Origin of the sequence: Alistipes sp. An116 (assembly GCF_002161005.1) — a bacterium.
In the GTDB taxonomy this organism is placed as follows: Bacteria; Bacteroidota; Bacteroidia; order Bacteroidales; family Rikenellaceae; genus Alistipes; species Alistipes megaguti.
Window position 1 is genome coordinate 1 of record NZ_NFLR01000019.1, and the last position, 15,148, is coordinate 15,148.

A 15,148-nucleotide genomic window follows, 5' to 3' on the forward strand; every position below is an offset into this window, starting at 1 on the left:
CAAACTCCTCTATCCGTCAGGCAGTTACTTATGAAAATTTTTTTAATATCTTTGCCCGAAGTAAACCTCACAGAAAATGAAACGGACACTTATATATATAGCGACCCTGTGGGCGGCTTCTGCCTGCACGGCATCAGAGCCCGAAATCCGGACCGGCGATCTGTTGTTTGAGGTCGGCGCCACATCGGAGATGAGCGGAGCAATCACCGCCGCAACCGGAGACGACAGCCCGCTGAATTTCACCCATGTAGGAATTGCAATCACCTGCGAAGGGGCCGATTCGGTACTCGAAGCGACCAGCAATGGCGGGGTCCGGATGACTTTGCTGGATGAATTTCTGAAGAATGCGGCCCGAATCAATGACCGTCCGGCCGTCGTGGCCATGCGCTTGAGCGATACGACGGGCGTAGCAGCCTCGGTCGCACGGGCACGAAGCTTCAGGGGACTCCCCTACGACTACTCTTACCGCCCGGACAATGGACGCTTCTACTGCAGCGAACTGATCTGGGAGAGTTATCGCACGCCGGACGGGGAGCGGATCTTTCCGGCCCGGCCAATGAATTTCCGAGCTACAGACGGGACGATGCCCGCCTTCTGGGTGGAGCTGTTCGAACGGCTGGGAGAGCCGATTCCCGAAGGTGAGCCGGGGACCAATCCCAACGATATAGCCCACGATCCGCACCTGAAAGAGGTCAGCCGCTGGTTCTGAAAGGGACGACAGCCGTGCGCCGGAAGCCCCGACGTTCGTGCTCCCTTCCCGAACGTACTTCCTTGCCTCCAACACCGTCCAAAACAGCCGTCTCGCGACCGTTTTTTCGAAACCACCCTCCCCGGACTGTCCTCGAGAACCACCCCTGAGACAGCCCTTCGGCACTCAGCATTCTAAACGGTCCCTCTCGGCACCCGGCCTCAAAACGCCCCCTCTCATCTCTCTGAACTGCCCCGGCACCCAGCCCCCGAAACTCACCTTCCCGACACTCGTCCCCGATCAGACGATGCGCTCGATCGTAATGTCGGGATCGGCCCGCAGCAGGTCGATATAACCCTCCTCGCTGACCGCCCCCTTGGAGCGGATAACCAGCGTGGCGCGATAGACAATGCCGTCGGGCGTGCGGGCGGCCTCCACCTCATAGGAGATTACCGCGTAGTCGCGACTTTCGAGCCGGTTGAACATGGCGTCAACCACAGCCCGCGTCGGAGCCGAAAAGACAACCATCGTGCGTCGGCTGCCCAGTCCGCCGAAGAAGAGCGACAGAACCTCCAGTCCGAAGAGCGTCAGCACGGTTGCCGCGGCGGCCACGAGATACATGTGGCCGCCGGCCGCCAGACCGATTCCGGCCGTGGCCCAGAGGCTGGCCGCCGTGGTCAGACCGCGGACCAGCTGCCGGTGGATGATGATCGTGCCGGCGCCGATGAAGCCGATACCACTGACCACCTGGGCCGCAATGCGGCTCGGGTCCAAACGCAGGCCGTCGTGCGAGGCCAGAAAATCCTCGAAGCCGTATTGCGAAACGATCATCATCAGCGCACTTCCGAGCGCCACCAGAAAATGGGTGCGGAAGCCGGCATCCTTGACACGGTACTCACGATCCAGGCCGATCACCGTACCGCACAGCCCAGCCACACACAAACGAATCAGAAAATCCCACTCCATATTCATCATTCACTCCGTTACGTTGACACGCCTCACATCACTCCACGCCGAGCAGTTCGAGGGCCTTCTCCAGAGCGGCGTCACGCCCGGCACGGATGTCATCCAGCGTATCCTCAACCGTCACATCGGGGGCAATACCCAGCCCGACAAACTCCTTGCCATCCGAGAAACGCACCTCCTGCGTACAGATTCCACACTGCAGACCGGGCAGCAGCTCGTAAAGGGCAACAGTTCCGGCACACCCCGACGTCGGCGTTCCGACGGTCGACATGTGGGGTTGCGAAGCGGCCAACGCCAGGAAACACTCCGCGGCCGAGCCCGTCGCATCGTTGACAAGAATCACGGTCGGCACCTCCAACACCTCGCGGCTGCGCGGAAAGCGATAGGCGCTGCGCTCGGGTTCGGAGAAGGCCGCATCGTTGTAGTATTCATAGGCCAGCTTCACGCGGGCATTGCCCACCGTGTCGGCCGGCGTGGCATCGGAACCCCACGAAGCCAGAGCGGCATCATAGATCCGCGTACGCCAGACGGCACCGCGGAGAAGCGTATCGCGGGTCAGATGCGAAAGGAATTCGGCGGCCATACGACTGCTGCCGCGTTCGTTCCAGCGCAGGTCGATGATCAGCGCCCGGGCCCGGTTCTTTACCCCGGGGAAGGCATCGTGAAAGGCCCGGAAGACACGTCCGGGGCGGAACGAACCGATCTTCAGACAGGCCACGTCACCGGGATACCACGTCACGCGGAAATCCTCGTGCAGTTCGTCCCATCCGTGTCCGGGCAGAGCCGTGCAGGCGATCCGCTCACCGGCTTCGGGCCGGGCGTTGACCAGCCGCACGCAGGCCTGCGAGCCATCCGGGCGGCGGAAGGTCACCTCATGCGGCGAGCCGACCATATCAAGCAGCATCTGCTCGACGGCCAGACGCCGCCGCACACGGTCGGTCGAGGCCGAAACGCGTGTCATCACCTCCCCGAGCCACGCCTCGACGGGCCGGCCGTCGACCGCCAGGATCTCGGATCCGGGCGGCATGAGTTGGGCCTTGTCGCGGCTCACCTCCGAGACCACGACATGCCCGCCGACATCCATCAGGCGCAGCAGCCATCCATCCTCGAAGCGGATGGCCGACTGCGGGAAGTCACGGCTGTGGCGGATGAAGGTCTGTTCGTTCTGCAGGCGGGCGCAGAGCCCCTCGAGCTGGCGGTAGAACTCCACGTCGTTGCGGGCCTGCTGCACGGGGACGATCATCGAACGGTAGAGCGAATCCCAGCGCTCGACGCCAAAACGGTCCATGTAGGCGAAATTGCGCCGCACCTCCATCCAGAGCTTCGAGAGGGCGAAGAGACGCTGCTCCGGGCTCCAGGGCGTATGCGAATAGCCGGCCCAGGCCCTGCCGCGCAAAGCGCCGTGGCGACGGTGCGGGACATTCACGGTACGGTAAACCATCGTATCCCCCCTCAATTCGACACCCACGGTCTGCACGGGCGGCTGCTGGGCCTTGGCCCCGGGCACTGCTCCGACCGCCGCGAGCAACGCAAACAACCAGATAGACTTCCTCATGACGCAACGTTTTTGATGCAACAAATTACGAAAAAAGAGCGAGACCGCAAAGTTTTCGCGGCAAAAGATTGCACGAAGCAAAAAAATTCGTACTTTTGCAGGCTATGTTTAACTAATTAACTGTTTACGAAAATGCCGAAAATGAAAACCAATGCCGCTGCGAAGAAGCGTTTTACCTTCACCGGCACAGGAAAGATCAAGCGTAAACACGCTTATCACAGTCACATCCTGACCAAAAAGACGACGAAGCAGAAGCGGAACCTCTGCTATTCGGGTACCGTATCTGCGGCCGACGAGGCCAAAATCAAGAACCTGCTGGTGAAGTAATCCGCCGGCCGATTCGGATAGCCGCCCGTCAGGGCAAACCCAATTCACAAACCGGGACAAACCAGCCCCGAAGAACACGGGAGAACCGTGTCGCTGGCCGTCCTCCAAAAACTTTACATTATGCCACGTTCAGTAAACGCTGTTGCGTCTCGCGCACGTCGAAAGAAAGTTTTGAAACTTGCCAAGGGTAACTTTGGTTCAAGGGGAAACGTATGGACCGTTGCGAAAAACACGGTCGAGAAAGGGTTGTGCTTTGCCTATGCACACCGTCAGCTCAAGAAGCGGACATTCCGTTCGCTGTGGATCATGCGTATCAACGCTGCCGTCCGCGCCCAGGGAATGACCTATTCGCAATTCATCGGCAAGCTCAACGCCAAAGGCATCGTCCTGAACCGCAAGGTACTGGCCGATCTGGCCATGAACGAGCCGAAGGCATTCGAGGCAATAGTTAACGCAGTTAAATAACCCTTCTGACGAGGGTTCAGCACGGCGGATACCCTCACGGGTGCCCGCCGTTTCTTTTCTTTCCCGATCCCCATGTCCGCAGAGAACTGGAAACATACCTTCGCCGTCATCTGGAGCGGTCAGGCCGTCTCGATCCTCAGCAGCTCGATCGTCGCCTACGCAATCATCTTCTGGATGAGCGTCGAGACGCGTTCGGCCGAGGTTCTGGCCCTTTCGGCCATGGCCGGCATGCTGCCGCAGGCCGTGCTGGGGCTCTTCGTGGGGGTCTACATCGACCGCTGGGACCGCAAACGCACGATGATTCTGGCCGACAGCTTCATCGCCCTCTGCACGCTGGGGCTGGCCGCTCTGTTCTGGAGCGGGCGGGCCGAGCTGTGGCATGTCTACGTGCTGCTGGCCTGCCGTTCGGTGGGAACGGCCTTCCACGTGCCGGCCATGCAGGCCTCGGTGCCGTTGCTGGCCCCCGAGCGGCAGCTGACACGCATCGCCGGCGTGAATCAGGTGATTTCGTCATTCTCGGACCTGGCAGGACCGGCACTGGGAGCCCTGCTGCTGGGGCTCACCTCGATCGGCAACATCCTGCTGCTCGATGTCGTGGGGGCGCTGATCGCCTGCACGACGCTGCTCTTCGTCCGCATTCCGAACCCCGAGCGCCCGAAGCGCAAGGCCGATCTGTGGCACGAACTGCGCGAAGGATTCGCCGCCATGCACTCGCAACCCGGTCTGGGATGGTTCTTCGTGCTGGCCATCGCCATCTGGTTTCTGATCATGCCCGTCGGGGTGATGTTCCCGCTCATGACGCTCAACCACTTCGGCGGCGGCACCTGGGAGATGAGCTTCGTGGAGATCATCTGGGGCGGCGGAGCCCTGCTCGGCGGGGCGATCATGGGGGCCCGCAACTACCCGATCAACCGCATCGTGCTGATCAATCTGATGTATATCATGGTGGGGCTTTCATTCCTGCTCTCGGGACTGCTGCCACCGACGGCCTTCTATTGGTTTGCGGTGCTGACGGCCGCCGCCGGCGTCTCGAGCAGCGTCTTCAACGCCTCGTTCGTCGCCGTGCTCCAGACCCGCATCGAGGCGGGTCTGCTGGGACGCGTGCTGTCGCTCTACCGCAGTTTCGGACTGCTGCCCTCAGCCCTCGGGCTGCTGAGCACGGGATTTCTGGCCGAGCAGGTGGGGCTGACCACAACGTTCGTCCTCTCGGGAGGAGCCATCTGCCTGCTGGGGTGCGTGGCTTTCTGCCTGCCGTCGGTGCTGCGGCTCGACCGACACCCCGAACAGCCGGATTCCTCTTCCAACAAGCGGTAATCCACCCCGGCCACCGGCCCGACACCCTGCCACCACCCTCCGGGAGCCCCCCTCAATCGGCCACAAATCACCCCGACCCACGCCCCGGCAGAATTTCCCTCCTTGCAAAGAGCAGTCAATGCAACACACTTAGAACCAACACAATACGTTTCCACCCACACTTTGCAAGGCTGGAATAATATTAAAATAATTTCAAAAATAACCCTCCGATTTGCATCTTTTTTCAAAAATCCTTATCTTTGTAGGTATTGACTGCTGCCGGAAAGGAAGGGAAAACAAAAATCGCCCCGTCGCCCCGCCACAGTCTGTCGAAGGTTAGTTAGCGAGAATCCTATGAAGAAAACGTATGCCATGCCGGAGGGTGGACTCTACCGTCCGGAGAACGAGCATGACGCCTGCGGGGTCGGACTCGTCGTCAACATCAACGGAAACAAATACCACTCGGTCGTCGACCAGGGACTCTGCGTGCTGGAGCACATGGCCCACCGCGGCGCCGAAGGTTCGGACAACAAAACCGGTGACGGTGCGGGTATTCTGGTGCAGATTCCGCACGAATTCATCCTGCTGAACGGCATTCCCGTCCCGGAAAAGGGGCGCTACGGCGTGGGAATGGTCTTCCTGCCGCGCAACGAGGAGGACCAGCGGCTCTTCATGCGGCTGGCCACCGAATCGGTCGAGGAGCAGGGACTGCAGCTGATGGCCACACGCCGCGTGCCGGTCGACAGCACGATCCTGGGTGAGGATGCCGCCGCCACGGAGCCCGACATCTGGCAGCTCTTCATCGTGGGGTGCGACGACCGCCAGCGGCTCGAGGAGCTGCTCTACGTCGTGCGCAAACGCCTCGAGGCACGGATCGCCTCGTCGACGATCCGTGACAAGCGAAGCTGCTACATCGCCAGCCTCTCGACGCGCACGATCGTCTACAAGGGAATGCTCTCGTCGCGCCAGCTGCGCCACTACTTCACCGATCTGCAGAGCCCCTACTTCTCGAGCGCCATTGCGCTGGTCCACTCGCGCTTCTCGACCAACACCTTCCCGACATGGAGCCTGGCGCAACCCTTCCGGCTGATCGGCCACAACGGCGAGATCAACACCATCCGCGGCAACCGCCTCTGGATGGGGACGCGCGAGGCGGTGCTCCATCCCGAATTTGCCGGGCGGACCGACGGCGGACTGGGTCCGATCATCCAGCCGGGGATGAGCGACAGCGCCTCGTTCGACAATGCGCTGGAGTTCTTCCTGCGGGGCGGCATGTCGCTGCCCCACGCGCTGGCGATGCTCGTTCCGGAGAGTTTCAACGAGAAGAACCCGCTCTCGAAAAAGCTCAAGAGCTTCTACGAATACCACTCGATCTTCATGGCGCCGTGGGACGGTCCGGCGGCGATCATCTTCTCCGACGGACGCTACGCGGGCGGCATGCTCGACCGCAACGGACTGCGTCCGGCACGCTACCTGATCACGCGCGACGGACTGATGGTCATCGCCTCGGAGACGGGCGTACTGGATATCCCGGCCAACGAGATCGAATCGAAGGGACGCCTCGAACCGGGCAAGATCCTGATGGTCGACACCGAACAGGGGCAGATCCTCTTCGACGACGAGATCAAGCGCCAGCTGGCCGCGGAGCACCCCTACGACGAGTGGCTGCACGACAACCGGATCATCCTGCGCCACATCACCAGCGGACGCCGCGTGACGCACGAGGTGCCCCATTACGCCCAATCGCTGCGGGCCTTCGGCTACGACCGCGAGGAGATCGACCGCATTCTCAAGCCGATGGCCACGGCCGCGGCCGGCCCGACCGTCTCGATGGGCGACGACACGCCGCTGGCCGTGCTGTCGGAACAGCCGCAGCGCTTCTTCAACTTCTTCCGACAACAGTTCGCCCAGGTGACCAACCCGCCGATGGACTCGATCCGCGAGGAGCTGGTCATGTCGCTGACCAGTTACATCGGCGCCGTGCGCAAGAACATCCTCAAGCCCTCGGCCGAGCTGTGCAAGGTGGTGATGATGGCCTCGCCGATCATTTCGGACCGCGATCTGGACATCCTGCGCAACCTCGAATACAAGGGCTTCCGCACCATCACGCTGCAGATGCTCTTCCCGGCGGGAGGCGACGGACGGGCGCTCGAAGAGGCGCTCGACGCGCTGTGCCGGGCGGCCGAACGGGCCGTCGACGAGGGTTACAACTACGTGATCCTGAGCGACCGCGGCATCGACCCGGAGCACGCCGCCATCCCGTCGCTGCTGGCCATGTCGGCCGTGCACCACTACCTCATTTCGCGCCGCAAGCGGTCGCAGATCGCCGTGATCGTCGAGAGCGGCGAGGTGTGCGAGACGATGCACGTGGCGCTGCTGATGGGCTACGGCGCCAGCGGCGTGAACCCCTACATGGCCTTTGCCATCCTCCGGCAGCTGACCGCCGCGGGCGAACTGCAACTCGACTACGAAGGGGCCGAGCAGCACTACATCCGGGCCGTCGACAAGGGGATGCTGAAGATCATGTCGAAGATGGGCATCTCGACGATCCGCAGCTACCGCGGCGCGGCGCTGTTCGAACCGCTGGGCGTGGGCGATGCGCTGCTCGAACGCTACATGGGCGGCGGCCACTCGTCGATCGGCGGCATCGGGCTCGAGGAGGTTGCGCGCCAGGCCTCGGCCCTGCATGCGCGGGGCTTCGCCGCTCCGGCCCTCGAAGAGACGCCGCTCGAGAACTTCGGACGCTACGCCTACCGCCGCGACGGCGAGTTCCACGGCTGGAATCCCGCCACGGTGCTCTCGCTGCAAGGTGCCGCCCGCACGGGCGACGAGGCAACCTTCGCCGAGTTCACCCGCCAGGCTGAACACCGCGACAAGCCGCGTTTCCTGCGCGATCTGATGGAGATCGTCAGCGACCGCCGGCCCATCGCACTCGAGGAGGTCGAGCCGGCCGGGGAGATCATGCACCGCTTCGTCGTGGAGGCGATGTCGTTCGGGGCCATCAGCAAGGAGGTGCACGAGACGATCGCCGCAGCGATGAACCGCATCGGCGGCCAGAGCAACACGGGCGAAGGGGGCGAAGACCCGGCCCGCAACACGCCGCTGGCAGACGGCACGTCGCTGCGCAGTGCCGTGAAGCAGGTGGCTTCGGGACGCTTCGGCATCGATGCCGAGTACCTGGTCAACGCCGACGAGATCCAGATCAAGGTGGCGCAGGGGGCCAAGCCCGGCGAGGGCGGCCAGCTTCCGGGCTTCAAGGTCGACGAGATGATCGCCCGCACGCGCCACTCGATCCCGGGCATCACGCTCATCTCGCCCCCGCCCCACCACGACATCTATTCGATCGAGGATTTGGCCCAGCTGATCTTCGACCTGAAGAACATCAACCCCGAGGCGCTGATCAGCGTGAAACTCGTCGCCGAGAGCGGCGTGGGGACCATCGCTGCGGGCGTGGCGAAGGCCAAGGCCGACAAGATCCTCATCAGCGGTTCGGACGGCGGCACGGGAGCCAGCCCGGCCGACTCCATGAAATACGCCGGCGTACCGGTCGAAATCGGACTGGCCGAGATCCAGCAGACGCTCGTGGGCAACCGTCTGCGGGGCCGCGTGCGGCTGCAGGCCGACGGGCAGATGAAGTGCGCCCACGACGTGCTGGTGAGCACCCTGCTCGGAGCCGAGGAGTACGGATTCGGCACGGCGGCCCTCGTGGTGCTGGGGTGCCGGATGATCCGCAAGTGCCATACGAACTCCTGCCCGATGGGCGTGGCGACGCAGAACCCCGAACTGCGGAAGCGCTTCACCGGCAAGCCCGAACACCTGATCACCTACTTCCGGCTGCTGGCCGAAGATCTGCGGCGCCGAATGGCGGCCATGGGTTACGCGCGGCTCGACGATCTGATCGGCCGCAGCGACCTGCTGCGCCAGCGTCCGATTGCCGCCGGCGCACCGGGCGACGGACTCGATCTGCGACGGCTGCTCTTCCGCCCGGCGGGTGATGCCGATCGGCGCCATACCCAGCCGCAGGAGCACGCCCTGACGGAGGTCATCGACCGGCAGCTGCTGCCGCTCTCCGACCGGGTGATCGACGAACGGAAGAATCTCGTGCAGGCCCTGCCGATCGCCAACACGGACCGCAGTGTCGGAGCGATGCTCAGCGGCCACATCACGCGCCGCTGCGGCAGCCGGGGACTCACGACGGGTTCGCTGACGGTGACCTTCCGCGGAAGCGCCGGTCAAAGTTTCGGCGCCTTCCTCTGCCCGGGGGTTACGTTCCGCCTCGAGGGCGACGCCAACGACTACCTGGGCAAGGGGCTTTCGGGCGGACAGCTCGTTGTCGTACCGCCTGAAGGGAGCCGCTTCGCCGCCGAAGGAAACGTCATCGCCGGCAATACGCTGCTCTACGGCGCCACGGCGGGCGAGGCCTACATCAACGGCCGGGTCGGCGAACGCTTCTGCGTGCGCAACAGCGGAGCGACGGCCGTCGTCGAGGGAGTCGGCGACCACGGTTGCGAATACATGACCGGCGGCCGCGTGGCCATCCTCGGGCAGACGGGCCGCAACTTCGCCGCAGGCATGAGCGGCGGTATCGCCTACGTCTGGAACCCGCGCGGCGATTTCGACTACTACTGCAACATGGAGATGGTCGAACTGACGCTGCTCGACCGGGCCGATGACCGCGAAGAGCTGCACCGGCTGATCATCACCCACGTCCGCCACACGAACAGCGCCATCGGCCGTCGGATGCTGGAGAACTGGGAGAGCTACGTGCGGCAGTTCATCAAGGTGACGCCCGTCGAATACAAGCGTTACCTCGCACAGACGCAGAAGCAGTGATCCGCCGGCAAGGCTCCGGACACGAAAAAAGGCTGCATCCCCTTATGTGGATGCAGCCTTTTTTCGCGGTCTTGCGGAAGGAGGTTACTCCTTCGGATAGACGTTTCCGTTGTAGAAGATGCGGGACTGACCGTTGGTCCACTCGACGCGGACATCGGGAGCGGGATAGCCCGCCGTATCGTAGTCGGAGGTCGAGGTAAACTCGCACTCCTGGGTTCCGCCGATGATCCGCAGCCCGACGAAGAGTCCGTCGGTCACGGTGTAGGACATGCTCAACGGGCGGGATCCAGACATGTTGGCATAAATCGAGAGGCCCGAAGCGGATCCGTTGATCCGAAAGGTCTCGCCGTGGCAGGAGGAGTAGGCCAGCGTCACCTTCTCATCCTCGGGGCGGAGGACAAAGCCCTCGTCCGAAGTACTCCAGTTCGAGGATCCGATGTGACTGCCATCGACCTCGGCGGCTATGCCTGAGAGACGAATGGTATAAGATCCGTCCTGATTGTCCGTGAGCGTCGTGGTGCCGCTGTACATGTTGACCTGCGACTGCACGCTTCCGTAAGCGGAGTCACTGTAGAGTTTGAAATCGGGCTGCATCTCCACACTCCATTCGGCTCCGTTGGCCAGTTCGGCGGCACCGCCCGTGCGGACAAGCAGCGAGCCTCCGAGATGGAATCCGTCGGGCATCAGATAATCCTTCGAGAAGGTAAGCATATATCCGTCGTCTGTCTCCTCGATCTTGGTTCCGGAGTTGAAAAGCGCCGAAAGCAACAGCTGATTGTTGTACTTCACCGTCCCGATGGTCACCTCATCTTCCCCGGCGGCCCGTTGCTTGGCCACCTCGGCAGCCATCACGGCCACCCGCATGCCGGCATTGGCAGCCTGCATGGCGACCCGATCCTGGGTCATGACGTAGGTGTAGATATATTGACCGGGCTGTACGGGCAACCAGTCCTTGTAGGAGTCATTCTCCTTGACACAGCTCGAGAGCGCCAGGGCCGCGAGCATCAGCGTAGCAAAAATTCTCTTCATGCGATGTTGTCGATTATACGTTTTCCATAAAACGGGCTCCGGAGCGGATTACTGCATGCCCGAAGCAAAAAAAAACAGGTTCACGCCCCAAAGGTACGATTTTTTTTACGAAGGAGCGGAATATTTGGACAATTCGCCGCAAAATCGTATCTTTAATCCACGATGAAGACCCATTTGATAATCGGAACAACCATTATGTCCTTACTTACCTTCTTCGGATGCGGCCGTTCAAAGGCCCCCGAATACCCGTCGGACACGCTCACGGCGCGCGACGGGCGCGAAATGAGGTTTCATTTCTTCAAACACGCCTCGCTGGCCATCGAGACCGGCGGGAAGTGGATCTACGTGGATCCGGTCAGCGAATACGCCGACTACGCCTCGCTGCCGAAAAGCGATCTGGTGCTGATCACCCACTCGCACCACGACCACCTGGACATCACGGCCGTGGATCGGATTCTGACCCCCGAGACGGAGATTCTCTGCGACCGGACCTCGGCCGAAGCCTTCGAGATGAACTGTTACACGATGCGTCCGGGGAGCGTAGCCACGCCGCGCGACTACGTGAAGATCGAGGCCGTGGCGGCCTACAACACCACGCCGGGACACCTTCAGTTCCACCCGAAGGACCGCGAGGATTGCGGTTATGTGCTGACGATCGGCGGAACACGCATCTACGTGGCCGGCGATACGGAGCCGACTCCGGAGCTGAAGAAGCTGAAAAACATCGACATCGCCTTCCTGCCTGTGAACCAGCCCTATACGATGACCGTCGATCAGGCCGTGGAGGCGGTCAAGGCGATCCGTCCGGCGATCTTCTACCCCTACCATTACGGCGAAGTGGAGGAGAAGACCGATCTGGAGCGCCTCACACAGGAGCTGGACGGGGTGACCGAGGTCCGAATCCGGCCGCTGGAATAACCCTCGCGAGGCTTTTGCCCGCCCGAAACGAATCGGGGCGATCTCTCAGCCGAGAGACCGCCCCGATTCCTTTGAAAGAGGCAGGCAGTTACTTTTTCGCCGCGGATTCGGTATTCGAGGACTTCTTGACTTCGGCCTTCACCTTGAGCGAGGCCAGCCCCTGGATGATCTTCTCGTCGCTGTTCTTCGAGGCATCGTAGACCACGGTCACCTCCTTTTTCTCGAGGCTTACCTGTACGTCCTTGATACCCTTGCCGAGCGAAGGGACGTTGTTCAGGATCTTGTTGACACAATGTTCGCAGTCGACATCGGCCGCAAAGATCGTCGTCACCATCTTTTTGGGAGCGCCCTTGGGGGCAGCCACCGTCAGGCCCACGCCCATCACCAGGGCCAGGCACAGCATCAGAATTCGTTTCATTGTTTTTGCCATTTTATCGGTTGTTGTTTCGGTTTTGTTTTCCGGGTTTTCCGGCATATCGGTCTCCTGTTAGGTATATCGGCCTCCACTCGGCAGCCGATCAATAGATATTCAGCCGCAGGCCGATCTTCGCATCTTTGTCAACCGCTGCCGAAGCCTCCCTTCTCAAAGGGAGGTTTGGAGGGATTGTCTGCATCGGTTCCATATCGGCCTCCGCTCGACAGCCTGTCAATAGATATTCAGCCGCAGGCCGATATAGAACTTGCGACCCATGAGCGGCCCCCAGACGTTCATCGAGTTGAAGCGATAATCGTATGGATTCTCCGCATTTATGATCGGGTCCTTCTGGATGTAGTCGGCGATGTTCTCACACCCGACATAGAGGTCGAACTTGCCCAACTTGCGGCTCACCTGGGCGTAGAACATCGGATAGCGCGGTGAGTAGTAGCTGTCGGCCAGATCGGCATTCTGCGTCGGAATACGCGCCGGACCGTTCAGCTGCGCCGTGGCATCGAAGGTCCAGCGGCGGAATTTCGTGGCATACTGGATGTTGAGCAGCGTCTTGTACTGACTCACCAGCGGGCGTTCGACACGGGCCGAAGTGCCGTCCGCACGGCGGATCGTCATCTCACTGTCCGTGTAGCGGAACGTGGCGAAGATGTCGAGCCGCTCAACGGGTGTCCACGAGAAGTCAACCTGATAGGTATCGGTGGACGAACGGCCGTCGGTGCTGTAGAAGACAATCCGATCGGCGAACATCTCCTGGTCGGCCACCACCGAGTTGTAGAACTGCGTGCGGAAGTAGTCGAAACTCAGCGTGGCGTCATCGGGCTCGACAAGGCCGAAGGTCTGCGTGAGGCTTCCACCCGCGGTGAGGGCCTTCTCCATACGGTCGATATCGCGGAACGAACCGTTGGCGGGCAGCCCGGCTTCGTCGAAGGTCACCGGACGGATGGCGCGGCCCGTAGCCAGCACGCCGATGTTGTCCGTGATGAGGTTCGTCGAACGGTAACCCAGACCGGCCGAGGCGCGGAGCGTGGTCGAGCGGGTGATGTTCCACTTCAGATGGCCGCGCGGCGTGACGAAGAAGCGGTCGTAATAGTGGTTGTAGTCGCCGCGCACACCGGCCACGACCGAGAACTTGTCCTTGATGGCATAGGTGTACTCGGCGTAGAGGCCCGCCTCACGCTCGTTGCGGTCCAGATCGAAATCGGCGCTGGCCAACTGTGTGATCCAGGGCGTGCGGTTGAGCAGCCCCTCACGGTAGTAGTCCAGATGGAGCTGTCCGCCGACGATGAGCGACGAACGGTAGGTGAAGTAGTGGTTGTACATCAGATTCAGGGCCAGCGAATTCTGGTTGCCGTCGTAGTTGTTCAGCCCGAAGTAGGCCGCCTCGTTGAAATGGTCGAAATCGGCCACGAACGCCAGGTTCGAGCGCATCTCGTCCTCCTCCTCGGCATCGTAGACCGACGGCCCGACTGGCATGCCGAGCTTGAAATAGCCGTTGACGTTGCGGTTGCGGATGTGCGAACCGTAGAGCGGCATGGGCTTGGGCTTGTCCTCGTCCGTCCAGTTCCAGTCCTCGAGCATGGCGTCGCGCATGGCCGTCGTATTCTTGTAGTCCATCATGCCGCCCAGGCGGTTCTCCTGGACGAACTTCCAGCCCCAGCGGATCTGCATGCCGTTGTCGGCGGCATAGAGCCACTTGTTGGCCACGTTGACCTGGTTCGAGATGGGCAGATCGTGGAATCCGTCGTCGTTGTGGTCCATCCTCCGCACGTCGGTGTCACCCGAACCGTGGAGCAGGATGACGCTCGAGAGCTTCTTGTCCCGCGTGACGGGGAAGGCCGACGAGAGGTTGACCTCGGGGCGGAGCTCATCGTCGAGATAGACGTTCAGGAAGAGGCGCTCCTCGTCCGTTGGTTTGCGGTGTTCGAGGTTGATCTGCCCGGTGATGGCCTCGTGGCCGGCCGTCACCGAGGCCACGCCCTTCGAGACCTGGATCGAGTTGAGCCACATGCCCGGCGTGTAGCTCATGCCGTAGGGGGCGCTCAGGCCGCGCATGATCGGGCGGTTTTCGTCGAGGATCTGGGTGTAGGTTCCGGCCAGACCGAGCATCTTGATCTGCCGGGCTCCGGAGATGGCGTCGCTGTAGCCGACGGTCACCGAGGCGGAGTTTTCGAACGACTCGGCCAGGTTGCAGCAGGCCATCTTGCAGAGGCCCGCAAAGGAGATCATCTCGCCCTTGACGATGCCGTCGCGCTTGACGAAGTTGCCGCTGACGGTCCCTTCGACGACGACATCCTCCAGAGCTACGCCCTCCGCACGCAGGGCGAACTCGACGCGCTCGGCGCCGTTTTCGACGCGGAGCGTATCATTGACATAACCGAGATACGAGGCCACCAGACGGTCGTATCCCCGGACGCGATGGAGCAGAAATGCCCCTTGGGCATCGGTGCTGGACCCGATGGTGGTTCCGGCCCAGTAGACCGAAGCGCCGACGAGGGGGTTGTTGTCGGCGTCGCGCACCACGCCGCGCAGGTCCTGGGCCACGGCGGCCCCGCACCCGCAGAGGACGGCCAAAGCCGCCATGAAAAGAGTGTTCAGATGCAAGCGAATCATGAGATCATCCAATTTGTTTACGCCGGCAAAGGTA

11 protein-coding genes are annotated in these 15,148 nt (G+C 61.9%); 6 read left to right on the top strand and 5 right to left on the bottom strand.

The window, feature by feature from the left end; genetic code table 11:
• The first annotated feature begins 76 nt into the window (after positions 1-76).
• On the top strand, positions 77-709 hold the full coding sequence (locus B5E60_RS11020; RefSeq protein WP_087311576.1) for a YiiX/YebB-like N1pC/P60 family cysteine hydrolase: 633 nt from the start codon (positions 77-79) through the stop codon (positions 707-709).
• A gap of 279 nt (positions 710-988) precedes the next feature.
• Here B5E60_RS11020 and B5E60_RS11025 read toward each other — a convergent pair whose 3' ends face one another.
• Together B5E60_RS11025 and B5E60_RS11030 are read right to left on the bottom strand one after the other, a co-directional pair.
• The gene (locus tag B5E60_RS11025; RefSeq protein ID WP_087311649.1) at positions 989-1,660 is read right to left on the bottom strand and encodes an MgtC/SapB family protein; all 672 of its coding nucleotides are present in this window, start codon (positions 1,658-1,660) and stop codon (positions 989-991) included.
• 31 nt (positions 1,661-1,691) lie between these two features.
• A complete protein-coding gene (locus tag B5E60_RS11030) occupies positions 1,692-3,209 on the bottom strand; it encodes a S41 family peptidase (protein WP_087311578.1) in 1,518 nt (505 codons plus the stop codon).
• Between the two features lie 132 nt (positions 3,210-3,341).
• Between B5E60_RS11030 and rpmI the strand changes: the two genes are divergently transcribed.
• From rpmI to gltB, 4 genes are all read left to right on the top strand, one after another.
• A complete protein-coding gene (rpmI, locus tag B5E60_RS11035; protein ID WP_009598828.1) occupies positions 3,342-3,536 on the top strand; it encodes a 50S ribosomal protein L35 in 195 nt (64 codons plus the stop codon).
• Positions 3,537-3,656: 120 nt separating this feature from the next.
• Positions 3,657-4,001: a 50S ribosomal protein L20 gene (gene rplT, locus B5E60_RS11040; RefSeq protein ID WP_087311651.1), complete on the top strand. Its 345-nt coding sequence runs from the start codon at positions 3,657-3,659 to the stop codon at positions 3,999-4,001.
• Between the two features lie 72 nt (positions 4,002-4,073).
• Entirely contained in the window at positions 4,074-5,315 is a 1,242-nt protein-coding gene (locus B5E60_RS11045) for an MFS transporter (RefSeq protein WP_087311580.1), read from the top strand.
• Between the two features lie 333 nt (positions 5,316-5,648).
• Positions 5,649-10,127 carry a glutamate synthase large subunit gene (gltB, locus tag B5E60_RS11050; RefSeq protein ID WP_087311582.1) on the top strand — a complete coding sequence of 1,493 codons (4,479 nt, stop codon included), beginning with the start codon at positions 5,649-5,651 and terminating at the stop codon, positions 10,125-10,127.
• Positions 10,128-10,211: 84 nt separating this feature from the next.
• Here gltB and B5E60_RS11055 read toward each other — a convergent pair whose 3' ends face one another.
• On the bottom strand, positions 10,212-11,156 hold the full coding sequence (locus B5E60_RS11055) for a hypothetical protein (protein WP_239403319.1): 945 nt from the start codon (positions 11,154-11,156) through the stop codon (positions 10,212-10,214).
• A 195-nt stretch (positions 11,157-11,351) separates the two neighbouring features.
• On the opposite strand from B5E60_RS11055, the gene B5E60_RS11060 reads away from it, so the two are divergent.
• Positions 11,352-12,074: an MBL fold metallo-hydrolase gene (locus tag B5E60_RS11060; RefSeq protein WP_087311586.1), complete on the top strand. Its 723-nt coding sequence runs from the start codon at positions 11,352-11,354 to the stop codon at positions 12,072-12,074.
• Between the two features lie 88 nt (positions 12,075-12,162).
• Here the strand turns inward: B5E60_RS11060 and B5E60_RS11065 are convergent, their stop codons facing one another.
• Together B5E60_RS11065 and B5E60_RS11070 are read right to left on the bottom strand one after the other, a co-directional pair.
• Complete coding sequence (locus B5E60_RS11065; protein WP_087311588.1) at positions 12,163-12,492, bottom strand: heavy-metal-associated domain-containing protein; 330 nt, start codon at positions 12,490-12,492, stop codon at positions 12,163-12,165.
• A 228-nt stretch (positions 12,493-12,720) separates the two neighbouring features.
• Positions 12,721-15,114 (bottom strand): TonB-dependent receptor, encoded by a 2,394-nt coding sequence (locus tag B5E60_RS11070; protein ID WP_087311653.1) that lies wholly within the window; start codon positions 15,112-15,114, stop codon positions 12,721-12,723.
• Positions 15,115-15,148 lie beyond the last annotated feature (34 nt).